This is a genomic window from Rahnella sp. Larv3_ips (genome assembly GCF_003697865.1).
In the GTDB taxonomy this organism is placed as follows: domain Bacteria; phylum Pseudomonadota; class Gammaproteobacteria; order Enterobacterales; family Enterobacteriaceae; genus Rahnella; species Rahnella rivi.
This window is the reverse complement of record NZ_MJIB01000005.1, coordinates 289,057-311,648: the sequence shown is the minus strand read 5'-3', so window position 1 is coordinate 311,648 and position 22,592 is coordinate 289,057. Positions and strand designations below refer to the sequence as shown.

Annotated in this window: 21 protein-coding genes; 15 read left to right on the top strand and 6 right to left on the bottom strand. The window is 53.2% G+C overall.

Annotated elements, in window-relative coordinates; genetic code table 11:
• The first annotated feature begins 28 nt into the window (after positions 1-28).
• The gene (locus tag ED901_RS10180) at positions 29-739 is read left to right on the top strand and encodes a Bax inhibitor-1/YccA family protein (RefSeq protein ID WP_056778240.1); all 711 of its coding nucleotides are present in this window, start codon (positions 29-31) and stop codon (positions 737-739) included.
• A gap of 158 nt (positions 740-897) precedes the next feature.
• Here the strand turns inward: ED901_RS10180 and ED901_RS10175 are convergent, their stop codons facing one another.
• Positions 898-2,103 carry a multidrug efflux MFS transporter gene (locus tag ED901_RS10175; RefSeq protein ID WP_122095832.1) on the bottom strand — a complete coding sequence of 402 codons (1,206 nt, stop codon included), beginning with the start codon at positions 2,101-2,103 and terminating at the stop codon, positions 898-900.
• 375 nt (positions 2,104-2,478) lie between these two features.
• On the opposite strand from ED901_RS10175, the gene rhlE reads away from it, so the two are divergent.
• Positions 2,479-3,876 (top strand): ATP-dependent RNA helicase RhlE, encoded by a 1,398-nt coding sequence (rhlE, locus tag ED901_RS10170; protein ID WP_056778248.1) that lies wholly within the window; start codon positions 2,479-2,481, stop codon positions 3,874-3,876.
• A 79-nt stretch (positions 3,877-3,955) separates the two neighbouring features.
• Here the strand turns inward: rhlE and ED901_RS10165 are convergent, their stop codons facing one another.
• Positions 3,956-4,606: a metalloregulator ArsR/SmtB family transcription factor gene (locus tag ED901_RS10165; RefSeq protein ID WP_122095831.1), complete on the bottom strand. Its 651-nt coding sequence runs from the start codon at positions 4,604-4,606 to the stop codon at positions 3,956-3,958.
• Between the two features lie 120 nt (positions 4,607-4,726).
• On the opposite strand from ED901_RS10165, the gene ED901_RS10160 reads away from it, so the two are divergent.
• From ED901_RS10160 to pbpG, 5 genes are all read left to right on the top strand, one after another.
• On the top strand, positions 4,727-6,172 hold the full coding sequence (locus ED901_RS10160) for an MFS transporter (RefSeq protein WP_122095830.1): 1,446 nt from the start codon (positions 4,727-4,729) through the stop codon (positions 6,170-6,172).
• Positions 6,173-6,230: 58 nt separating this feature from the next.
• Positions 6,231-7,160, top strand: coding sequence for a tRNA dihydrouridine(16) synthase DusC (gene dusC / locus ED901_RS10155; protein ID WP_122095829.1), 930 nt, complete (start codon positions 6,231-6,233; stop codon positions 7,158-7,160).
• A 51-nt stretch (positions 7,161-7,211) separates the two neighbouring features.
• Positions 7,212-7,646, top strand: a complete 435-nt coding sequence (locus ED901_RS10150) for a VOC family protein (protein ID WP_122095828.1) — start codon at positions 7,212-7,214, stop codon at positions 7,644-7,646.
• A gap of 328 nt (positions 7,647-7,974) precedes the next feature.
• A complete protein-coding gene (locus tag ED901_RS10145; RefSeq protein WP_122095827.1) occupies positions 7,975-8,502 on the top strand; it encodes a hypothetical protein in 528 nt (175 codons plus the stop codon).
• Between the two features lie 210 nt (positions 8,503-8,712).
• Positions 8,713-9,651 (top strand): D-alanyl-D-alanine endopeptidase, encoded by a 939-nt coding sequence (gene pbpG, locus ED901_RS10140; RefSeq protein WP_056778269.1) that lies wholly within the window; start codon positions 8,713-8,715, stop codon positions 9,649-9,651.
• 306 nt (positions 9,652-9,957) lie between these two features.
• Here the strand turns inward: pbpG and ED901_RS10135 are convergent, their stop codons facing one another.
• Positions 9,958-10,590 carry an aspartate/glutamate racemase family protein gene (locus ED901_RS10135; protein ID WP_122095826.1) on the bottom strand — a complete coding sequence of 211 codons (633 nt, stop codon included), beginning with the start codon at positions 10,588-10,590 and terminating at the stop codon, positions 9,958-9,960.
• Between the two features lie 466 nt (positions 10,591-11,056).
• On the opposite strand from ED901_RS10135, the gene ED901_RS10125 reads away from it, so the two are divergent.
• Complete coding sequence (locus ED901_RS10125; protein WP_122095824.1) at positions 11,057-11,653, top strand: hypothetical protein; 597 nt, start codon at positions 11,057-11,059, stop codon at positions 11,651-11,653.
• Between the two features lie 177 nt (positions 11,654-11,830).
• Positions 11,831-12,421: a Yip1 family protein gene (locus ED901_RS10120; RefSeq protein WP_056778278.1), complete on the top strand. Its 591-nt coding sequence runs from the start codon at positions 11,831-11,833 to the stop codon at positions 12,419-12,421.
• 74 nt (positions 12,422-12,495) lie between these two features.
• Here ED901_RS10120 and dld read toward each other — a convergent pair whose 3' ends face one another.
• Positions 12,496-14,187, bottom strand: coding sequence for a D-lactate dehydrogenase (gene dld, locus ED901_RS10115; RefSeq protein WP_122096110.1), 1,692 nt, complete (start codon positions 14,185-14,187; stop codon positions 12,496-12,498).
• Positions 14,188-14,349: 162 nt separating this feature from the next.
• Here dld and phnC point away from each other — a divergent pair, with 162 nt between their 5' ends.
• From phnC to phnE (ED901_RS10095), 4 genes are all read left to right on the top strand, one after another.
• Positions 14,350-15,186 (top strand): phosphonate ABC transporter ATP-binding protein, encoded by an 837-nt coding sequence (gene phnC / locus ED901_RS10110; protein ID WP_122095823.1) that lies wholly within the window; start codon positions 14,350-14,352, stop codon positions 15,184-15,186.
• Between the two features lie 66 nt (positions 15,187-15,252).
• Entirely contained in the window at positions 15,253-16,185 is a 933-nt protein-coding gene (gene phnD, locus ED901_RS10105) for a phosphonate ABC transporter substrate-binding protein (RefSeq protein ID WP_122095822.1), read from the top strand.
• A 65-nt stretch (positions 16,186-16,250) separates the two neighbouring features.
• Positions 16,251-17,114 (top strand): phosphonate ABC transporter, permease protein PhnE, encoded by an 864-nt coding sequence (gene phnE, locus ED901_RS10100; protein ID WP_056778289.1) that lies wholly within the window; start codon positions 16,251-16,253, stop codon positions 17,112-17,114.
• Positions 17,114-18,037 carry a phosphonate ABC transporter, permease protein PhnE gene (gene phnE / locus ED901_RS10095; protein WP_122095821.1) on the top strand — a complete coding sequence of 308 codons (924 nt, stop codon included), beginning with the start codon at positions 17,114-17,116 and terminating at the stop codon, positions 18,035-18,037. The genes phnE (ED901_RS10100) and phnE (ED901_RS10095) overlap by 1 nt, the downstream gene beginning before the upstream one ends.
• 66 nt (positions 18,038-18,103) lie before the next feature.
• On the opposite strand, the gene ED901_RS10090 is transcribed toward phnE (ED901_RS10095), so the two are convergent.
• Both ED901_RS10090 and ED901_RS10085 read right to left on the bottom strand, forming a co-directional pair.
• A complete protein-coding gene (locus ED901_RS10090) occupies positions 18,104-19,225 on the bottom strand; it encodes a cupin domain-containing protein (RefSeq protein ID WP_122095820.1) in 1,122 nt (373 codons plus the stop codon).
• A gap of 221 nt (positions 19,226-19,446) precedes the next feature.
• Positions 19,447-20,826, bottom strand: coding sequence for an NAD-dependent succinate-semialdehyde dehydrogenase (locus ED901_RS10085; protein WP_122095819.1), 1,380 nt, complete (start codon positions 20,824-20,826; stop codon positions 19,447-19,449).
• 360 nt (positions 20,827-21,186) lie between these two features.
• Between ED901_RS10085 and ED901_RS10080 the strand changes: the two genes are divergently transcribed.
• Complete coding sequence (locus ED901_RS10080; RefSeq protein ID WP_056778304.1) at positions 21,187-21,516, top strand: DHCW motif cupin fold protein; 330 nt, start codon at positions 21,187-21,189, stop codon at positions 21,514-21,516.
• A 66-nt stretch (positions 21,517-21,582) separates the two neighbouring features.
• Positions 21,583-22,592 (top strand): D-alanine--D-alanine ligase (gene ddlA, locus ED901_RS10075; protein WP_122096109.1); only part of this gene is annotated, 1,010 nt, incomplete at its 3' end.

The following is a 22,592-nucleotide window of genomic DNA, read 5'->3' as shown; positions in this document are numbered from 1 at the left end:
TCGTCCTCCATGCAAAAGGGTAATCATCATGGATCGATATCCACGCAGTAACGGTTCAATTGTTGAACGCGCGAATACCGGCATTCAGGCTTATATGGCGCAAGTCTATGGCTGGATGTTCTGTGGTTTGCTGCTGACCGCATTTGTGGCCTGGTATGCTTCCGGTTCTGAAAAAATAATGAGTTTTGTTTTCTCAAGCCAGATTACTTTCTTCGGTCTGATCATCGCGCAGCTGGCGCTGGTCTTCGTGATTTCCGGCATGGTGAATCGCCTGAGCGGCACGGTCGCGACCGGCCTGTTCATGCTGTATTCGGCGCTGACCGGCCTGACGCTTTCCAGTATTTTCCTGGTTTACACCGGCGACTCTATTTTCGGCACCTTCATCGTGGCAGCCGGGATGTTCGGTGCGATGAGTGCGTACGGTTACGTGACTAAGCGCGACCTGACCGGTATCGGCAGCATGTTGTTCATGGCGCTGATTGGTCTGGTTCTGGCGTCACTGGTGAACATGTGGCTGAAAAGCTCTGGCCTTGCCAACATCATCTCTTACGCCGGTGTGCTGATCTTCGTGGGTCTGACCGCCTATGACACCCAGAAGCTGAAAAATATGGGCGCGCAGCTGTCCGCAGACGACCGCGATAACTTCCGCAAATATTCGATTGTTGGCGCGCTGACGCTGTATCTGGATTTCATCAACCTGTTCCTGATGCTGCTGCGTATTTTCGGCAACCGTCGTTAAGGTTTTTGAATGAAAATGAAAAGGGACACTGAGAAGTGTCCCTTTTTTTATGCCGATGGCCGTGGCATGGGCGGCTTTGAACACTTTTAGAAAGGTGAAGATTTTTAAACCAACAAGCCACCCCTTTCCCAATGATCCAACCCGCCCCGGATACCCGGTTAGGGTATTCTGATGCGCCCCGTCGGTACCTGCCGAAAACTCCACCACACCTGAACCGTATTAAACAGCACCAGAATCGCTGTGACGATAAACACCCAGCGGAATCCGAGCAGCGCCGAGGCGCTTGAACCAATCAGCGGGCCTATGACATTGCCGAGGTACATGAACGACTGGTTGTAACCGAATATCCGGCCGGTCACCTGATCGCTGCTGTATTTCACCAGCAACGCCTGCACGGCGGGCATCAGTGCGCCATCGCCGAAACCCAGCATGAAACGCAGAATGCCCAGCTGCGTCGGCGTATTAATCAGCGCCATCAGACAAAACAGAATGAAACAGAAGACCAGGGCGGCGATCAGAATACGGTGCGCGCCGATGCGGTCGCCGAGCTTGCCGAGCTTTGGTGCGGCCATCAGGGCGGAAACGCCCGGCACGGCGGCAATCACGCCGCTGATAAAGGCGATATTACTGGTGTCTGAGGAGAGTTCGCGGATAAACAGGGTGAGGATCGGGCTGATGGACCCGTTGGCTAACTGGATCATCATGGTGGTCACGAACAGGCTGACAATCAGCCACGGATAGGGCAGCGTGGTGAAGACGGCTTTGCCGCTGAGCCGGTTGGCTTTGGTGACCGGCACCACGCGCTCTTTAATCAAAAACAGCGTGATCAGAAAACTAATAAACAGCATGCCGCTGGTGACGAAAAACACCGTGCGCAAACCGAGATGGTCCGCCATAAAACCGCCCAGCAACGGGCCGATAATCACCCCGGAAACCTGACCGGTTGACAGTGTTCCCAGCGCCCAGCCACTTTTATCGCGTGGCACCTGCGAGGCGACCAGCGCCATGGCGTTGGGAATGTAGCCGGACGTCAGCCCCATCAGCGTGCGCAGGATGAACAACTGCCAGACGTTGGTGGCGAAACCCTGCAACATCATCACGATAGCCATGCCGAGCGCCGCACGCAGCAGCATCAGCTTGCGGCCTTTGCGGTCGGCAAGGCTGCCCCACAACGGCGCGACAATCGCCGAAACCAGAAAGGTTCCGCTAAAGACCAGACCCGACCATAAACTCAGAGATTCGTGAGAAGTGACGCCCAGCTGTTCGATATAAAGCGGTAAAAAAGGCAGGATTTGACTCATCGCCATGCCGGTGAAAAAACACCCCAGCCAGACGGAGATTAAATTTATTTTCCAGGTTTCCATGGTGCTGCGGTGCGGCCTTAAGCAGAGAAAGGGAACTCTCAGCAGCATAGCAAGCTAATCCCCACTGCGGAGTTCAAAAAGTGGGAACGTATTGATAAGGTGAATAATTGATTATCCTGTATCAAAGTTTCTGGATATATCGGTAGAAAATCCGGTCACATTATTTCACCTGCGTCTGTGACTGACATCACTGGTTACAGCCAAAAGGAGATTATTTCACGCGAAGCGGCGTTCTGTGCTATTATCGCCCCAACTGGCGCACTGCAGTTTGTGCCGAATCCTCGTGGTAATGCCTCATTTGCCTCGTCTGATCATCCACTCTTGAAACTGCACCGAACCCCGTTCGGGTTAGAGTGGACTGGAGCTTTTCCTTATATGTCATTTGATTCCCTCGGCTTAAGTGCCGAAATTTTGCGTGCTGTTGAAGAACAGGGCTATCGCGAACCTACGCCTATCCAGCGTCAGGCTATTCCTGTTGTGTTGCAGGGTCGTGACCTGATGGCCAGCGCGCAGACCGGTACCGGTAAAACCGCTGGTTTTACTCTGCCGCTGCTGAATATGCTGAGCCATACCAATGCGCAATTCAAAGGACGTCGCCCGGTTCGTGCGCTGATCCTGACCCCGACCCGTGAACTCGCGGCGCAGATCGGTGAAAACGTCCAGGCTTACAGCAAATACCTGACCTTGCGTTCGATGGTGGTATTTGGTGGTGTGAGCATCAACCCGCAGATGCTGAAACTGCGCGGTGGTGTGGATGTGCTGATCGCAACGCCGGGCCGTTTACTGGATCTGGAACATCAGCGTGCTGTTGATTTATCTCAGGTTGAAATTCTGGTGCTCGATGAAGCCGACCGTATGCTGGACATGGGCTTCATTCACGACATCCGTCGTGTGCTGGCCAAACTGCCTGCCAAGCGTCAGAACCTGCTGTTCTCCGCCACTTTCTCTGATGAGATCAAAGGGCTGGCGAGCAAACTGCTGACCAACCCGGCCTCTGTCGAAGTGGCACGCCGTAATACCGCGTCAGAGCAAATTGATCAAACGGTTCACTTTGTTGATAAAAAACGCAAAAGAGAACTGCTGTCACAGATGATCGGCGAAGGCGACTGGAAACAGGTGCTGGTGTTCAACCGTACTAAACACGGTGCTAACCATCTGGCCGAACAGCTGAATAAAGACGGCATCACTGCCGCGGCGATTCACGGCAACAAAAGTCAGGGCGCCCGTACCCGCGCACTGGCCGATTTCAAAGCCGGCTCAGTACGCGTACTGGTTGCGACGGATATCGCGGCACGTGGCCTGGATATCGATATGCTGCCGCACGTCGTGAACTATGAACTGCCAAACGTACCGGAAGATTACGTTCACCGTATCGGCCGTACAGGCCGTGCAGAAGCCACCGGTGAAGCGGTGTCTCTGGTATGCGTAGACGAACATAAACTGCTGCGTGACATCGAGCGTCTGCTCAAGCGTGAAATTCCGCGTGTCGCACTGCCAGGCTATGAACCAGACCCAAGCATCAAAGCTGAGCCGATCATCAATGGTCGTCAGGGCAGTGGTGGCGGCGGCGGTCGTGGCGCACCACGTCAGGGCCAGCGTCCGGGCGCACCGCGCTCCGGTGCTCCACGTTCTGGCGCTCCGCGTCCGGGCGGCAGCAGCGCGCGCAGCGGTACTTCTGAAAACCGTGGCTCCGGTGAAAACCGTCCGGCCCGTGCGCGTCCTGCACATGCAGGCCAGCGTCGCAGCGGTCCTGCGGGCAGCGGCAACAAGTAACGCTCCCCGACAGTCCGATGCTAAACCGCCTTCCATGAAGGCGGTTTTTTTTTGCCTGTTTTTCGTTAAGCCTGTGCCGTCAGGGGGTGATCACATACGCGCAACGGCGTGCACCCTGCAAAATATGCTCGGTGCGTTCGACGCTGGCGCAAAGCACGTTGCTGAATACGTCACGTTCGGCCCGGCAGAATCCCTGACAGGTCGCGGCCGCGGCACAAATCGGACAGTGGTTTTCGACAAACAGATAACTGCCGTCATCCTGCAGCGTCCAGTCCGCCATGTACCCCTCACGGGTGCGGATCTCCGTCAGCCTTTGCAGTCTTTCCTCCAGTGAATTCGCCCCGGTCATCGCCAGCTGGTAATTATCCTGCGTCAGATTTTCCCGCGAGGTGATCAACTGATCCAGCGCAGAATCACCCAATGAAGTGCGGATAAGCTGTAACAGTTGTACAGTCAGATCGGCGTGCGCATCGGGGAAATGTGCATGTCCCTGTGCGGTAAGTTGCCAGAACTGTGCCGGACGCCCGACGCCCTGCGAGACAGATTTGGCTTCCACCAGACCTTCTTTCGCCAGTTTGACAAACTGCTGTCTCGCCGCTTCGCCGCTGGTGCCTAACAGATGACCGGCGTCACTGGCCTGTAATTCCCCGCGGGTTTTGAGCAACGTCAGGATGCGTTCAGCCACGCTGTGCCTGACCAGATTGTTATTTTCCAAGTCACTGCTTGACATATTGCCTCGCCGGGTTCTAGATTACGTAAAACATATTCCAAGTGATTTCTTGTTTTAATCATACCATAACCACAACATGCTTCAATGCGTGGACAGCACAAACCAAAGGGATGCAGAGAAATGTCGGAAAGTCAGAGCGGATGGTCGGATTTATTCAGCGCGGAAAACCGGGGCAGTGCCATTACCCTGAGCGCCGGAGTCGCGCTTTACGCCACCAACAGTTACATCGTGATCACGATTTTACCGTCCGTCGTGCAGGATATCGGCGGGCTGGCGTGGTATGCGTGGAATACCACGCTGTATGTGGTGTGTTCGATCCTCGGCTCCGCGCTATCTGCCCGGCTGATGCGCACCGCCGGGCCACGCGGCAGCTATCTCACCGCCACCGCGATTTTTATCGCCGGAGCGGCCATTTGTACGGTGGCGCCGAGCATGCCGGTGCTGCTGCTGGGACGGGCGCTACAGGGGCTCGGAGGCGGATTCCTGTTCGCGCTTTCCTACGCGATGATCAATCTTCTGTTTAAGGAATCCCTCTGGCCGCGCGCGATGGCGCTGATTTCCGCGATGTGGGGGATTGCCACGCTGGTAGGCCCGGCGATTGGCGGAATTTTTGCGGAGCTGCACGCCTGGCGCTGGGCATTTGGCTTGCTGCTGCCGCTGACATCGTTGTTCGGTTTCTGGGTCTGGCGGCTTTTACCAAAATCTCAGCGGGTGAAACAACCGCAAGAACCGCTGCCGCTGATGCAACTGGCGCTGCTGACTGGCTCGGTGCTGGTGGTGTCTGCGGGTAGTTTGTCCACGCACGGCCTGGTGAATCTTCTCGGGTTCGGGGTTGCGGTCCTGATGATGCTGATTCTGCGTCACCGGGAATTTACCGCCGATGTCCGGTTGTTACCGCGTGATGCGCTGCGTACCTCATCGCCGCTGTACGGTTTATATCTGGTGATGACGTTACTGATTATCGGTCTTGGCTGTGAACTCTTCGTGCCTTATTTGCTGCAACATCTGCACGGCCAGACGCCGCTGGCCGCCGGGTACATTACTGCCGCCGCTGCCGCGGGCTGGACGCTCAGTGAAGTGGCCAGCTCAGGCTGGACGGGGCGTCGCGCCGATAACGCCATTATCTCGGGGCCGCTGATTCTGGCCGCCGGTTTGCTGTTATTGCTGTTCACGGTGCCGGTGGCTTTCGGGATGCCGTGGCTGAACATCAGCGGTGTGGTGCTTGGCCTGACGCTGGCCGGATTCGGGATCGGTCTGGGCTGGCCGCATCTGCTGACCCGCGTGCTGCAACAGGCTCCTGAAGAGGATCGCGAAAAAGCCGGCGCATCGATAACCGTGGTGCAGTCGTTCGCCGCCGCGCTGGGTGCCGCACTGGCGGGCACCGTGGCGAACTTTGCCGGAGTGAATCAAGGCGATGCCGGCGCGTCCAGCGCCGCGTTCTGGATGTTCCTGCTGTTCGCTGTTCCCGCTTTGCTGGCCGTGTGGATTGCCTGGCGTTCGGTGAAGGCGCGGCAGGTGCAGAGTGCCACGCAGACGCACCTTGACCGCGATTTATCACAGGGGTAATTGCCGGAAGACGGGCCTTGCGTTACTCTTGCGCGTCATTTTTAAGGGTTGAACTGCAATGCGCGTATTACTGGCTCCGATGGAAGGTGTGCTTGATCCCCTGGTTCGTGAACTTCTCACCGAAGTGAACGACTACGATTTGTGCATCACTGAGTTTGTGCGTGTGGTTGATCAACTGCTGCCCGCCAAAGTCTTCCATCGTCTGTGCCCCGAATTACATCACGACAGCCGCACGCCTTCCGGTACACGGGTTCGCGTGCAGCTGCTCGGTCAATATCCTGAATGGCTGGCAGAAAATGCCGCGCGTGCCGTCGAACTTGGATCATACGGCGTCGATCTCAACTGCGGTTGTCCGTCGAAAATGGTCAACGGCAGCGGCGGCGGGGCGACCTTGCTCAAAGATCCGGAGCTGATTTACCAGGGCGCGAAAGCCATGCGCGCAGCGGTTCCCGCGCACCTGCCGGTCACCGTGAAAGTGCGGCTGGGTTGGGATTCTCTGGACCGCAGCTTCGAAATCGCCGATGCGGTGCAACAGGCGGGCGCGACCGAACTGGCCGTGCACGGGCGCACCAAAGAAGACGGCTATAAAGCGGAGCGTATCAACTGGCAGGCGATCGGCGAAATTCGTCAGCGTCTGAGTATTCCTGTTATCGCCAACGGCGAAATCTGGGATTACGCCAGCGCTCAGGCCTGTATGCAAACCACCGGTTGCGATGCGGTGATGCTGGGGCGCGGCGCGCTGAATCTTCCCAACCTCAGCCGGATGGTGAAATACAACGAACCGCGTATGCCGTGGCCGGATGTGATGACGCTGTTGCAAAAATATACCCGTCTTGAAAAGCAGGGCGATACCGGGTTGTATCACGTGGCGCGCATCAAACAGTGGCTGGGATATTTGAGAAAAGAGTACGACGAAGCCTCGGAGTTATTTACTGAAGTGCGCGTGCTGAAGACGTCGAAGGACATTGCCGAACGCATTAACCGGTAGTGTCACTCCATGACTTCTTCGCGCGGCAACGCTTAAATAGGGAGAAGTATCATGGAAAACAACGATATCGGTCTGAGTCACATTGCTTTTGCGGTGAAAGATCTTGATGCCAGCATCAGGTTCTACCAACAGTTTGCCGACATGAAAGTCATCCACCGGCGCGGCGAGCGGGGCACGGATGCCAGACCCGTGGCATGGCTCAGCGACATGACCCGCCATTTTGCCATCGTGCTGGCCGAAGACCCTGAAAACACCGACACCCGACTCGGCCCATTCGGTCACCTCGGTGTCGCCTGCGCTTCCAGAGAAGCGATGGATGCCAGACTGACCGAGGCACGCGCTGCGGGCGTTCTGCGTCAGGAGCCAACGGATTCCGGTGCACCGGTCGGCTACTGGGCATTTCTCGATGACCCCGATGGCAATACGCTTGAACTCTCTTACGGGCAGGAAATTGGTTATCTGATTGAATCTAAAACGGCCTTGTAATGACCTCTCCAGGTTAATCATTGAAATAAACGAACAGGATAGCGAATTACGCAGCCGGTTTAACAGTCTGCGTAATTCGTTCAGTGATTAATATCCAATGCATTGTTTATAAACAGAATGATTATATTAACTTAGCGCAGTGAATTTTTTAAAGGCGAAGTTATTTATCCTATACAAGGGTTATTTTTTATAAACTCGAATGGTATTCTTTTCAGGTAAATTCAGGGTTTAAATTCAGATGGTGAATTTAAATAGGTCATCTATATATAAATATTGAGTTATTAAGCATGCGACAGAAGAAGGACTGATAATAAAAAAGGAGTGACTTGTGAAAAGACCATTAAAAATATCCCCGCTAAAAATTATTAAAACGCATGAGCAGCCGCAGTATTTGAAAATGTTATCTCACGGCGTCTGCTATGTTCATGGATCCCACAGCGGGAGCTTCGCCGGCCTGGTGCGCTTCCGGGCTTTGCTGAGCATGGAAGAAATCGATGGCACCGGCTGGTTTGCCCACCATTCACTGACGTCAGGAGAAAGAGGCTATTCTGTCGAGAATATTTATAAGAACCAGCCCATTTCTAAAGGCGTAAGTATGAATTATTTGCAGAATTATTTGGAAAGCGCAGGTAATTATTCATCAATGGGGTTAACCGGTCAGAATTTCCCTGTGTTGTATGGGTTAAATCAGGCGGTGGCTGTTCATCCTACGTTTATTGACCATCCCGTCAGTCAGGGGGGCATTAATATTGATTTTATTGCGGCGATATATGTACCCGAACTGAATGTCATTGACGCAAAAAACCAGCTGACGAATATCCCGCGCCTGCAAAAATTGGTTTATCCCCTTCTGTAACCGATTTTCCCTTCCGCACCGTTCACCCCGTACGTCTGTGACTTCTGTGGCGAGTGTTCACTTACTCGCCAATCCACGGTTTGCGGGGAGGGATGACAGACTTTGTGACAAATAGATTTGCAAATTGCGAGTGCTAAGACTATTCGCCTAACTTATAATTCGGCGGCTGTTTCGACATGATTTTATGACAACTTTCTTAAATACAGAGCAATGCATGTGAAAATCCGTCTTCTGGTTCTGAGCTTATTCGCCTTAAATACAGGCATGTTGTCTGCCCCAGCCGCGCTCGCTGCAAAGCACGAGCAGGCCGTCGCCCCGATGGTTCAAATTGCTTCAGGCAGTGCCATGGTGGTTGATCTTAAAAGCCACGAAGTGATTTACTCGCGAAATCCGGATGAGGTGAGGCCGATTGCCTCCCTGACCAAACTGATGACCGCCATGGTGACGCTGGATGCGAAACTTCCGCTCGACGAAGTCATCAATATTGATATCAGCAATACCCCTGAAATGCGCGGCGTCTTCTCCCGCGTGAAACTCAACAGTGAAATTACCCGCCGTCAGATGATTCAGCTGGCGCTGATGTCTTCAGAAAACCGCGCGGCCGCCAGTCTCGCGGCGCACTATCCGGGCGGTTACAGCGCTTTTATTAAAGCAATGAATGCCAAAGCCAAATCGCTGGGCATGACGCATACCCGTTACGCCGAACCAACCGGTTTATCGCCGCGCAACGTCTCCACCGCGCGCGATCTGACCCGTTTGTTGCTGGCTTCTCAACGCTATCCGCTGATTGGCGAACTGAGCACGACCTCTGAAAAAACCGCCGTGTTCAGCCATCCGTCTTATGCACTGCCTTTCCGGAATACTAACCATCTGATCATGAACCCGTCCTGGAGCATTCAGCTGACCAAGACAGGTTATACCGATGACGCCGGGCACTGTCTGGCGATGCGCACTACCATCAATGGTAAACCGGTGACGCTGGTGGTGATGGATGCCTTCGGGAAATTCACCGCCTTCGCCGATGCCAACCGTCTGCGCACCTGGATGGAAACCGGTAAAACGGTGCCTGTTCCGCAGATTGCGAAAAACTACCGTAAACAGAAAGATCAGCAGAAGTCGCAGCCGAGCGTGGAAGAGGCTCAGGACTGATTTTTGCGTCAGCCTGAGTCGCATAAGCGCGTTGATGAGCAGAAATCAGATGAAAAAAGTCCGGCGCAGTGGCCGGACTTTTTCTTTTGTGCGCAGAAACGTTCAGACGTGCCGATCAGAAGATCAGTTTAAATACCCCTGTCAGGGTCAGTAAGCCGACGATAAAGATAATGGCGATAATCCACAGAATAATTTTCATATTTTTTCCTTAATCTACTCTTAGTCTTCACCGGCCTGATGTGCTAAGCCAATGATATTTCACCTTGAGTATAGCCACTCTTTCGATTTTCGCCTTTTTGTTGCCTGTTACTGAGACACGGCGGCCCGCAGGCCACAAACCGGTGCGGTGAGCGGCGTCCCGATCTGTGTCAGTTCTGCCGCACCCGTCATCGAAGCCTGAGCCAGCGCCACGCAGTCGGCGCCTTGCCGGTAAGCGGTGTCAGCGGCAGCGGCAATCGTTTGCAGATAGCCCGCCAGATTTCCCTGCTTAAATTTCTCCCATGCTCCCGCTACCAGCCGGACCTCCAGCACCGCCAGCGGATGCCTTTCTGCCTGTTCAAACAGCCGCCGGGTGGTGTCCAGGGTGCTTTCCACCGCGCAAAGCACCACCACGTTTCCCGGCGTTTTCATCGCCTGCTCTGCCAGCGCCTGATCCACGCGAAAAACCGGTGCCGGGCTGCTTTCGTTTGCCAGCGTGGCCGCAGCCCCGAGCGTTGAGCAGGTCAGCAGCACACGGTCTGCATGGGTGGCAAGGCTGCGCAGGAGTTGTGCAGTTTGATGTTGCAAATCCGCCGTCATGCCGCCGGTGCTTTCCGCCGCAGCCAGTAAATCTGGCCGGGAGAGATGCGTTATTTCATGATGATCAAGCCCAAGCTGGCGGGCGGCGTTATCGAAAACGGCAATATTACTGTCGGCGGTGTGTAAGCAGGTGATGCGCATAGCGGCCTCCTTGAGAGATTCAGCCTTTACGTTAACGGTTTGTGGGGGGAATGGGGAGTGGCTGGCGCCGGTTAACACGCGTTACCGGGTGTTCTGGCTGCCCATAACAATCATAACGCATTGATAAAAATACATTATTTTATTCAGCACTCCGTCTTTCCTGCGAGCATAAACGGCGTCAACAATAACTGGCGACGGGATCGAGATGAAGGGCGGATATGCTGCGAAGTCGGTTATAGCGGTTAAGTTTGTTTTCGTGTAACTCACCACCGTTACCGCCACGCGTAACATGCTAATTTATCTGGAGTTATTTCTTTGCTCAATGCAACGACCTCAAACATAGATACATTAAAATCGGTGTGTTAAACGAGCAATAAATTGATTTGAGGTGGTTATTTATACAGTGCAAACTGGTTGCAGATTAAGGATATCTGAACAGGGAAACACATGTGAGGGATAACCAACTATGTATCAGCTCAGCACAATGGATATATCGCCCGTCAACCCGACGCTCTATTTCCCAGGCGCACCAGCCTGGCCGGAAGCACCCAAGGAGAAATCGCTAATGGAAAAGCTTTTGCAAAATCAGATCAACAGTATTGAAAAGCAGGGAATTAAAACCGGTGAGGAACTTGCTGGACTGAATTTGCGTGTGGGGAAGGTGGAACAGCAGGTCAGTCAACTGACCGACGTGGTCACGGATACCCACCTCCGAGTCGGCAAGCTGGAACACCAGATGGTCACGCTCACTGAAACCGTGACAGATATAGGGGTGCGTCTCGGGAGAACCGAGCAGAGCGTCGCCCGCATCGACGGACACCTGCTGAGGATTGACGATCATCTGGTCCGGATCGATAACCAGTTTGAGCGTGTAGATGAGCGTTTTGACAAAATCGATCAACGATTTGAAAAGGTAGACGCACGCTTTGTGAAAATTGAAGCTTCCCTGAGCGGGATGCAGGCCATGTTTTATGATCTGATGATTCAACAGACCCGATGGATTATCAGCATGATGCTGGTGTTAGTTGGCGTGACCTTTACCGCTGCACGCTTTATTCATTAAAGGCGACCCGAGGCGGCCAATGATCCTTCATGCAGAATTGGCCGCCTCTGCAGATTCAACAATAACGGCTATAATTTAGACAGGTCGCCACCTTCCTTGTGCCTCAGTGTAACGGGCATTCCCGAAGGTTTATCACCGCACGCCGCTGGCGGCTTTCGGCGTACAAGGGGGTGTTTCATGGTAAATCATGTCTGGGGACTGTTGTCCCATCCAGGTCCCGAACTGCAACAAATCCAGCGTGAACGGGAAACCGTTTCACATGTGTATTCTCATCATGTTCTTCTGATGGCGCTTATTCCGGTTGTCTGTTCCTTTATCGGAACCACGCAGCTTGGCTGGAATTTCGGTGACGGGCAGAAACTGCTGGTTTCCATGTTCACCGCGTCCTACATCGCCGTTATTTTTTATGTTCTGATGCTCGGTGCTGTCGCCCTGATGGGGCGAATTATCTACTGGATGGCGCGTCGCTATGACAGTCGTCCGACACTCAACAACTGCATCGTGTTTGCCGGTTACGTTGCCACACCGATGTTCCTCAGCGGGATCGTCGCGTTATATCCGATGGTCTGGCTGTGCCTGTTCGTCGGTATTATTGGTTTGTGCTACAGCGGATATCTGCTGTATCTCGGTATTCCGAACTTCCTGAATATCGACCGGCGCGAAGGCTTTCTGTTCTCCAGTTCAACTCTGGCAATGGGTGTTCTGGTTCTTGAGCTGCTGCTCGCGCTGACGGTGATCATGTGGGGTTACGGAACTCAGCTATTTTGATCTGCACTGCTCCCTCCACAGCGAAGGGGAGGGAGCAACAAACTAACCCCGCATAATCCATGCTCCAGGATTTGTTATTCCTGCCAGTTTTTCAACTTACTGGTTTTTCCTATTCCCGGATTGAAGCTGTTGGTGGGATCGGCCTGTTGGTAGAAGGCTTTCAGGTGCGGTTTCGCCATATACAGATGCCCGACGTTATGCTCGGCCGGGTACTCCGCGCCTTTGGCGTCGAGAAGCTCAAGCATCCTGTGTTTCAGCGCCTTGCTGTTCGCGCCTTTTTTGACGATGTAATCCTGATGGAAAACGTGGCACATGAAATGGCCGTAATACAGTTTTGCCACCAGCTGGTTATCGATATCCTCCGGCAGGGTTTCAAACCATTCGCGGTCATTGCGTCGCAGCGCGATGTCCAGTGCCAGAATGTCCTCCACCTCTTTTTCATGCACTGCGTGATAACGCACCGCGGCACCCGCTGCGGCGAAGCGATGCAGGAAAGCTTTTTTACCTTCATCGGCAGAACAAATAAAGAAATCGCCCTGACCGTCACTGAAGAATCGGGTGAGGAAGTTTCTGGCCTCATCAATGCCCTGACCTGACATTTTCAGCAGCAGATGATGTTCAAAACGATCGCGGTATTGTTTCATCCGGGGAGGCAGATGATTGGGCAGGGCTTTGCTCAGGCATTGCATGACGCGGTCGCTGAAGTTTTTCGGCAGAAAAGGCACTTTGCTGGCGTGGGCATCGAATTTACCTTTGGCGGTAAACATATCCGGCATTTTATCGGTGCCAAGTTTGTCGATCATCATGAAGGTGTCTTTGCCATAGACTTCGGTGATATCGAAAATGTCACGATGCATGTATTCGCCCGCAACAGGCAGATGAGTGAAGTCACGCAGGATCTGACGGCGCAGTTCAGTGAGGACGGCGGTGTCATTGGTGCCGATGTAAAACACCTGCTGCTGGGTTTCTGCCGGGAAAGTGTCGAGGCGTACCGCAAAAACCGCCAGCTTTCCGGCACAACCTGAGGCCTCAAACAACCGGCGCTGGTCGGCGTTAAAGCGTGACGGCGTATCAGCATCCACTTCACGAACGCGTGAGGCGTATTCGTTATCGGACGCCAGCCGCTTATCGTGCAGGATATCGGTTTCAAGATATTCCGCTTTTTCCAGACGCGTCAGGATCTCCTCGGGTGTATCACCGAGGTTGATACCCAGATGATTAATCAGCTTCAGCTCTCCCTGCTCATCTATCTGTGCGTAGAGTGCCATTTCGGTATAGGCCGGGCCGCGTTTGACCAGCGAGCCGCCGGAGTTATTGCAGATCCCGCCGACAACGGAGGCACCGATGCAGGATGATCCGATCACCGAGTGAGGTTCCCGGTTGTACGGCTTAAGCATTTTCTCCAGCTTATAGAGTGTGCTGCCGGGAAAGCCTATCACCTGATGGCCGCCGTCGAGCAACTGGATCTTATCCAGCTTCAGCGTGCTGAAAATAACAATGTCGCGGTCGTAATCGTCCCCGCTGGGCGTCGAGCCTTCGGTCAGGCCGGTATTGGCAGCCTGCATGATGACGATTTTATCGGCCGCGATGCACACTTTCAGCAGTTGCCACTGTTGCAGCAATGTCTGCGGGAATACGACCGCCAGCGCTTTGCCTCCGCCGGAGCGAAACCCTTTACGGTAGCGCTCGGTGTTGCTGTCACCGGTCAGAACATGGCGGATGCCGGCAATCTCTTTCAATGCGGCGATGAGTGTCTGATTATCCATTTCATCTTCCTTTTTTGACGTGATGCGCATTTGGCACCCCTACAATCATAGACTTATTCCAGCGTCTTTTTGTCATGCGCTGTCCATTAAATCGTCATTGATGTGTCATAAAACTCGCGCTTAATGAACGCCAGATAATGAAAGCAACCGAGAGACAGCATCATGGCGCAAGCACAACTTAAGCTGGCACAGGCTGAATATCCTCAGGCCGGGACACAGCATCTGAACAAAGTACTCGACGTCAAAGGCCTGGTGAAATCCTACAAATCCGGCCAGCGGGTTCTTAATGACATTAATTTTGATCTGCACGCCGGTGAGTTTGTCGCGGTGATTGGCCGCTCCGGTGCAGGAAAATCTACGCTGCTGCACGTTCTCAATGGCACCATTCCGTTAACCGACGGCAGCGTGGTGTGTCATTACGAAAATGGTGAACAGCAGGAGCTTGCCGGGCTGACCGGCAAAGCGTTGCGCCGCTGGCGTTCCGGTTGTGGCATGATCTTTCAGGATTTTTGCCTGGTCCCGCGTCTGGATGTACTGACTAACGTGTTGCTCGGGCGTCTGAGCCATACCTCAACTTTCAAATCATTCTTTAACCAGTTTAACGACGAAGACCGCGCCCGGGCGATTTCCCTGCTGGAATGGCTGCACATGTTGCCGCATGCGTTACAACGCGCCGAAAATCTTTCCGGCGGGCAGATGCAGCGGGTGGCGATATGTCGCGCACTGATGCAAAACCCCAAAATTTTGCTGGCCGATGAACCCGTTGCTTCTCTCGATCCAAAAAATACCCTGCGCATCATGAATGCACTGAAAAAAGTCAGCGAAGAAAATATCGCAGTGATGGTGAATTTGCATTCGGTCGAACTGGTGAAAGATTATTGCACCCGTGTTATTGGCATTGCGAAAGGGCAAATTATATTTGATGGTCATCCTGATCAGTTAACTGACGGGATCCTGCATCAGTTATACGGTGAGGAACATGAAGCCGTAGCGGTTTAATTATAAGACTCAATTTTGGCACGCTTTATTTCTACTTTCTCTCAATCTACACAAGGTTACCATTACATGAAGAAGTTATTACGTCTGGCAGTCTTTGTTGCAGGTTCCTTTACCGCAATGCACAGCATGGCAGAAGATGCGCCTAAAGAACTGAACTTAGGTATTTTGGGCGGGCAGAATGCGACTCAGCAAATCGGGGATAATCAGTGCGTCAAAGATTTCTTCGATAAAGAATTAAATGTGGATACTAAACTGCGTAATTCCTCCGATTATTCAGGCGTTATTCAGGGGTTATTAGGCAAGAAAGTCGACATGGTATTAAGTATGTCTCCGTCGTCTTTCGCGTCGGTTTATATTAATAACCCGAAAGCAGTGGATCTGGTGGGTATTGTGATCGACGATACCGACAAATCCCGCGGTTATCACTCGGTTGTCGTGGTCAAAGCCGACAGCCCGTACCAGAAAATTTCTGATCTGAAAGGTAAATCCTTTGGCTTCGCTGACCCGGATTCCACCTCCGGTTACCTGATCCCGAATCAGGCGTTCAAGAAAGAGTTTGGCGGCACAACGGATAATAAATACAACAACTTCTTCTCCAGCGTTACCTTCTCCGGCGGCCATGAGCAGGACATTCTTGGCGTGCTGAACGGCCAGTTCGAAGGCGCGGTGACCTGGGCTTCAATGATTGGTGACCGTGAAACCGGTTATACCTCAGGGGCATTCAACCGAATGATCCGCATGGACCATCCGGATCTGATGAAGAAAATCCGTATCATCTGGGAATCTCCGCTGATCCCTAACGGCCCGATTTTAGTGCGCAGCGATTTGCCACCGGCATTTAAAGCCAAACTGGTTTCTGCCATCAAGAAACTGGATAAAGAAGACCACGCCTGCTTCGTGAAAGCCGTCGGCGGTAAACAACACATCGGTGAAACGTCGCTGGCGGAATATCAGCAGATTATCGATATGAAGCGTGAGCTGACTAAAGGCGGTCGTTAATCCGTAGTTTCCTCCTCCTTCGCAGGGGGAGGAATTATTATTATCTGTAAACCGGAAATATTATTTTGAATAAAGATTTCAATCGTTATTATCAGCAGGTGCGCGGGAAACAAAAGCGTGAAGCGCTGATCTGGTCAGGATTGATGCTGGTTTTATATCTTTGGTCAGGCAATGTTTCCGAGCTAAATCTGAAAACCATTATTGTTTCCGCGCCGAGTTTTTTTGATTATATCGGTGAAACGGTGCCGGTATTGCACTGGCCGTTGTTATTTGCTGATGGTCATACTGAAGGGTCTTTCGCTTACTGGGGCTACCGGCTTAATATTCAGTTGCCGCTGATCTGGGAAACTATTCAGCTGGCACTTTCGTCGACGATTTTATCCACCGCGCTGGCCATTATTCTGGCATTTCTTGCCGCCAATAATACCGATTCGCCAAAATGGATAAAATTCAGTATCCGCACGTTTGTCGCTTTCTTACGCACCATGCCGGAACTGGCCTGGGCGGTGATGTGCGTCATGGCCTTTGGCGTGGGGGCAATCCCCGGTTTTATCGCGCTGACATTACATACCGTTGGCAGCCTGACCAAATTGTTTTACGAATCCATTGAAACCGCCTCGGATAAACCGGTGCGTGGCCTGCGTGCCTGCGGCGCAGGGCGACTGCAGCGCATGCGTTTCGCCATGTGGCCGCAGGTGAAACCGATTTTCCTGTCCTACAGTTTTATGCGCCTTGAGATCAACTTCCGTCAGTCCACCATTCTCGGGCTGGTCGGTGCCGGTGGCATCGGGCAGGAGCTGATGACCTCAATCAAGCTCGACCGTTATGATCAGGTCAGCATGACCTTACTGCTGATTATATTGGTGGTATCGATAATGGATTATCTCTCAGGAAAACTGCGCAAACGCGTTGTGGAGGGCACTTTCTGATGTTAACCGATGCGCTTGAACCTCATGTTGTCAGCAGCCTGAAACAACAGCACGGACATTTGTTTGCCGCGCAGCGCCGCTATCTGCGCTACCTCGCGATACTGGCCGTGGTGATTACGCTGTATTACGTCTACTTTTTCAGTTACTTCGGCATTCCGTGGAGCGAAGTGGTGCGCGGCAGCCGTGAAGTCGGGCGCTATTTCCTGCGCATGTTCGTCTGGCACAACGTCTCCGAATGGCCGTTTATGTACTATTTTTCGCAAATTGGCATCACGCTGGCGATAGTTTTTGCCGGCACGATCACCGCCTCTTTCCTGGCATTGCCGTTGTCATTTCTGGCTGCGCGAAACGTGATGAACACTCCCTTGCTCAGACCTGTTTCGCTGATCGTTCGCCGGCTTCTTGACGTGCTGCGCGGGTTGGATATGGCGATCTGGGGGCTGATTTTCGTTCGCGCCGTCGGCATGGGGCCGCTGGCAGGCGTGCTGGCGATAGTGATGCAGGATTTAGGGTTACTGGGCAAATTATTCGCCGAAGGGCATGAAGCCGTGGAACGCTCGCCAAGCCGTGGCCTGCGGGCGCTGGGCGCTTCACCGCTTCAAACCCACCGCTTTGGTATCTTTACCCAGTCGTTCCCGACCTTCCTTGCACTGTCGCTGTATCAGATTGAATCCAACACCCGTTCTGCCGCGGTGCTCGGCTTTGTCGGGGCAGGGGGGATTGGCCTGGTGTATGCGGAAAATATGCGGCTGTGGAACTGGGATGTGGTGATGTTTATCACGCTTATTCTGGTGGCTATCGTCATGATAATGGACAAGATTTCCGCGATGCTGCGGGCGAAATATATTCAGGGTGAAGAGATAGCGCTGTTTGAGCCTGAAGTGCGGAGATCGAAAACGCCGGTCGAGCTTTACCGGCCATAAAACGCGGAATAAAAAAGGCGGCGTCCCTGTTGGATGCCGCCTTTTTCGTTTCAACCGCGTCAGTTTTTACTCGTCAAAAAACCAGTAACCCTGATTCACCAGATCGGTGAGTACAGCGATAAACTCCGGATCCTGTACCGCGTTCCCCAGCTCATTTTTACTGATGCAGGTGTAACGGCACAACGCATCGGCCGCCTTCACATTATCGGTTTCCAGCGCTTCGCTGTTCACGAAGAAACGCCCGCCCACATTCAGCACGCGCAGGCCGCTGAGACGGGTCAGGCTGTCGCCCTGCGTCAGGGCATCGACAATTTCGTGAGCTTCAAACGGCGGTTCAGCGGGAGCGATGTCCAGTTCATGGCGTGGCGTGGTGGCGAAGCGTCCGAACCACTGTTTAAAGGATTCCGGCTCATTGATTAGCTCGTGCATCATATTACGCACACGATCCAGTTCGTACTCTTCAACTTTGCCCACATGCTCGCGCAGTGTCAGATCCGGGTCGCTGTAGTGGTTGCCACCGAGATCGTTTTCCAGCGCATAGTCCGCAAAGCTGCTGATGAAATCACGGGTGTTCGGGCCACGAAAACCGACGGAATAGTTTAGCGCCGTTTCATGGGTGAAACCGTCATGCGGGAAGCCTGGCGGAATATACAAAATGTCGCCAGGTTCCAGATCTTCATCAATGATTGGCGTGAAAGGGTCAACGTGTAATAACGCCGGATGCGGGCAAAACTGGCGCATTGGCAAAGCATCCCCCACACGCCAGCGGCGGCTGCCCATGCCCTGAATGATAAATACGTCATATTGATCGATATGCGGGCCGACACCGCCGCCCGGCACGGAATAGGAGATCATCAGATCGTCGAGACGCCAGTCAGGCAGTACACGGAAAGGACGAACCAGTTCGGCAGAAGGCGCGTGCCAGTGGTTAACCGCCTGCGCCAGCAACGACCAGCCGGTTTCACCCAAATTATCGAAATGTTCGAAAGGCCCGTTGCTCGCCTGCCATTGCCCGTTCTTATGGCTGACCAGGCGGCTGTCCACCTCAGGTTCCATCGCAAGGCCGGCTAACTCATCCGGAGTGATCGGATCGACAAAGTTTGTGAACGCTTTTTTGATAATAACAGGTTGTTTTTGCCAGTATTTTTCTAAAAACTCTGGCCAGTCGAGATTGAGTTCATACGCCATGTGATTCACCAGTGGAAAGACAAACAGCCCCGATTATAGAGAGGCTGTATGCAATACCGCTTTGTCGTGGGTCAAGGCTACCCGTCATAATTCAAACCGCAGGGGCGTTGGCGACATTCAGTCACCCGAATCACTGGCATAAGTCAGCTCATCGGGTTTCCTTCGCTTGCGGCCTTGCTGCCGCCTGAATTATTTTGGGTACAGAACTCTGGTTGAAACAGTTACGATTTCGCGGCCAGCACGACCAGTTTCTGGTTCACAAATTCTTTGATCCCCAGATCTGACAGCTCGCGACCAAAACCTGAGCGCTTAACCCCACCAAATGGCAGTTCGGCGGCGGTGTCTGTCGGTGAATTGACATATACCATGCCGGTTTCAATCTGGCTTGCCAGCTTACGGGCACGGTCCATGTCTTTGGTGAAGACCGAACCGCCGAGGCCGTAGTGCGAGTCATTGGCAAGTTTCACCAGTTCCTCGTCATTTTTCACCACATACACCTGGGCGACCGGGCCAAAGAACTCTTCAAAATATGCCGGATTGTCGCGGGTGATATGCGTCAGAATCGTTGGCTCGAAGAAATTACCCGGATTGTCTGTCACCTTTTTACCGCCAAAGTGCAGTTTCGCCCCGTGTTTTACGGCGTCATCCACCTGCTTGCTCAGCGTTTTCACCGCGTCGGCAGAGGACAACGGGCCCAGCGTGGTGGATTTATCCAGCGGATCGCCCATCTTCAGCGCTTTAAAGTGATCGGTGAATTTTTTCAGGAATTCATCGGCGACTTTTTCATGAATGATGAAACGTTTGGCCGCGGTACACACCTGACCTGCGTTGGAGATACGTGCCTGCGCACCGGCTTTAGCCGCTTTATCGATATCCGCATCGTCGAGCACGGCAAACACGTCGTTCCCGCCCAGCTCCAGCGTGGATTTTTTCAGCTTACCGGCAGCACGGGCTGCGACCACGGCACCGGCTTTTTCCGAACCGGTCAGCGCCACGCCCTGAACGCGGTCATCGTCAATGATTGACGCGACCTGATCCTGCGAAATAAACAGGTTGGTATAAGCGCCTTTTGGCGCACCGGCTTCGGTCACCAGCTTTTCAAAGGTTTCCGCACAGTGCGGCACAATGCTGGCGTGTTTCACAATCACGCTGTTACCGGAAGCCAGATTCGGTGCCAGAACACGCATCAGCTGGTAGAACGGGAAGTTCCAAGGTTCGACGGCCATGATCACGCCGATTGGATGGTGCTCTACCCAGGCTTCACCCAGGTCTGACTTATAAGGCACAGGTTTGAGGAATTCTTCCGCTTTTTCGGCATAGAATTTCGCAATGTCTGCGCAAATTTGCACTTCGCCCCGGCTTTGCTCAATAAGCTTGCCCATCTCGACGCTGACAATTTTGGCCAGTTCATCGACGCGCGACGACATGATTTCCGACAGCTTGTGCAGGACTTTCACACGTTGCTGGATATCGCCCTGTGCCCAGTCGGATTTGTACAACGCATGCGCGGTGGCCAGCGTTTCCTCGACCTGCTTATCGTTGTGCGTCTGGTATTCTTTGATGAGTTTGTTGTTGAACGGATTTATCGTTTGATATGGCATGTGGTGCTCCTTGTTTTGTGGCGCGCCGCTTTAAAAATCAGCCGCGCGTTGGAATTGAGGTGCGTACGCCTTTCTGCGTTATGTTTCCGCTGTCTCATTCGAACAATAAGCATAGTCGATAAAACGTGAAGTCTGTCGCACAGACACCTCCGGCAACACAGTCTTTTCACCGTATTTTGGCTGCCTGCTTACAGGCCACAGCCCGCGAGGGCTGCGGGCTGTCTCTGAGATTAATCGTCTTTACGTAACTTTTCTTCCAAAGCCGGTTTTTTCTCCCGTGGTTTTGTTTTAGCAAGCGATTGATAAATTAAGCGCTCACTTTTATGCTGGCTTTCCTTGTTTTCCGACACTGAGAAATTCATGAAGCTTGATGCGATTCCGTTTTGCACCACCGACTGGCGCGAGGTCACGCCGACTCAGCATCCGGGCGATGTAGGGATGGCGCTGTGGCGCACCCAGAAATTTGGCGATATACGCGTTCGCATCGTGGAATATTCCGCCGGTTATGAAGCGGATCACTGGTGCAGCAAGGGCCACGTTCTGTTTTGTCTGGAAGGTGAATTGCACACGCGCCTGGAGGATGGCCGCACGTTTACGCTTTCTCCGGGGATGAGTTATCAGGTGGCGGACAATGCCGAGGCGCATCGTTCATCGACGCCGGTTGGCGCGAAATTATTTGTGGTTGACTAGTTTTAAGCCAAAACGTTAACAGAAAAATTCGCTGCCAGCCCTCACGCTGGCAGCAAGGAGCAGCAGGTGAGTAAATTACGGGTAGGCATCATTTTTGGTGGTAAATCGGCAGAACATGAAGTGTCATTGCAGTCGGCGAAAAACATAGTCGATGCCATTGATAAACAACGTTTTGATGTGACGTTATTGGGTATTGATAAGAAAGGCGAATGGCATATTAATGATGCCAGCAACTACCTGATCAACGCTGAAAACCCCTCGCTGATTGCCCTTAACCGCTCGAATAATCAGGTCGCGCTGATCCCCGGTCAGACCGAAAATCAGTTAATCGAAACCCACAGCGCCAGTGCGTTGTCGCAGGTGGATGTGATCTTCCCGATTGTCCACGGTACGCTGGGGGAAGACGGCTCTTTGCAGGGTTTACTGCGCATGGCGAATATCGCGTTTGTCGGCTCCGGCGTTTTAGGGTCGGCGGTCAGCATGGACAAAGACGTGACCAAGCGTTTGCTGCGCGATGCCGGGCTTTCCGTCGCGCCATTCGTCTGTCTGACCCGCGCGAATCGTCAGAAGAACACCTTTGCCAGTGTTTCGCAGCAACTCGGTTTGCCGTTGTTTATCAAACCGGCGAATCAGGGATCATCGGTCGGTGTGAGTAAAATCAGCGATGAGGCCGGTTACCTTCGTGCTCTGGATGACGCGTTCAGCTTCGACCATAAAGTATTGGTGGAGTCGGCAATCAAAGGTCGCGAAATTGAATGCGCGGTATTAGGCAACGATCATCCGCAGGCCAGCGTGTGCGGCGAAGTGATCCTGCATGACGACTTCTACTCTTACGATACCAAATATATCAATGAGTCCGGCGCATCCATCGCTGTGCCCGCGGATTTGCCACCGGAAACACACGACCGCATTCGTGCTATTGCATTACAGGCATTTCAGGTTCTGGAATGTCGCGGCATGGCGCGGGTCGATGTCTTCCTGACAGAGCAGGGTGATGTGGTGATCAACGAGATCAATACCTTGCCGGGCTTCACCAATATCAGCATGTACCCGAAACTCTGGGCAGCCAGTGGTTT

Excerpts from the sequence above, each read along its gene's own strand:
- ED901_RS10085 (WP_122095819.1), bottom strand. The coding sequence starts at position 20,826 with ATGCCATATCAAACGATAAATCCGTTCAACAACAAACTCATCAAAGAA.
- ED901_RS10160 (WP_122095830.1), top strand. The coding sequence starts at position 4,727 with ATGTCGGAAAGTCAGAGCGGATGGTCGGATTTATTCAGCGCGGAAAAC.
- dld (WP_122096110.1), bottom strand. The coding sequence starts at position 14,187 with ATGGATAATCAGACACTCATCGCCGCATTGAAAGAGATTGCCGGCATC.
- phnD (WP_122095822.1), top strand. The coding sequence starts at position 15,253 with ATGAAGAAGTTATTACGTCTGGCAGTCTTTGTTGCAGGTTCCTTTACC.
- ED901_RS10120 (WP_056778278.1), top strand. The coding sequence starts at position 11,831 with ATGGTAAATCATGTCTGGGGACTGTTGTCCCATCCAGGTCCCGAACTG.
- ED901_RS10150 (WP_122095828.1), top strand. The coding sequence starts at position 7,212 with ATGGAAAACAACGATATCGGTCTGAGTCACATTGCTTTTGCGGTGAAA.
- ED901_RS10125 (WP_122095824.1), top strand. The coding sequence starts at position 11,057 with ATGTATCAGCTCAGCACAATGGATATATCGCCCGTCAACCCGACGCTC.
- ED901_RS10080 (WP_056778304.1), top strand. The coding sequence starts at position 21,187 with ATGAAGCTTGATGCGATTCCGTTTTGCACCACCGACTGGCGCGAGGTC.
- ED901_RS10180 (WP_056778240.1), top strand. The coding sequence starts at position 29 with ATGGATCGATATCCACGCAGTAACGGTTCAATTGTTGAACGCGCGAAT.
- ED901_RS10175 (WP_122095832.1), bottom strand. The coding sequence starts at position 2,103 with ATGGAAACCTGGAAAATAAATTTAATCTCCGTCTGGCTGGGGTGTTTT.
- phnE (WP_122095821.1), top strand. The coding sequence starts at position 17,114 with ATGTTAACCGATGCGCTTGAACCTCATGTTGTCAGCAGCCTGAAACAA.
- phnC (WP_122095823.1), top strand. The coding sequence starts at position 14,350 with ATGGCGCAAGCACAACTTAAGCTGGCACAGGCTGAATATCCTCAGGCC.
- dusC (WP_122095829.1), top strand. The coding sequence starts at position 6,231 with ATGCGCGTATTACTGGCTCCGATGGAAGGTGTGCTTGATCCCCTGGTT.
- ED901_RS10135 (WP_122095826.1), bottom strand. The coding sequence starts at position 10,590 with ATGCGCATCACCTGCTTACACACCGCCGACAGTAATATTGCCGTTTTC.
- pbpG (WP_056778269.1), top strand. The coding sequence starts at position 8,713 with ATGCATGTGAAAATCCGTCTTCTGGTTCTGAGCTTATTCGCCTTAAAT.
- rhlE (WP_056778248.1), top strand. The coding sequence starts at position 2,479 with ATGTCATTTGATTCCCTCGGCTTAAGTGCCGAAATTTTGCGTGCTGTT.
- ED901_RS10090 (WP_122095820.1), bottom strand. The coding sequence starts at position 19,225 with ATGGCGTATGAACTCAATCTCGACTGGCCAGAGTTTTTAGAAAAATAC.
- ED901_RS10165 (WP_122095831.1), bottom strand. The coding sequence starts at position 4,606 with ATGTCAAGCAGTGACTTGGAAAATAACAATCTGGTCAGGCACAGCGTG.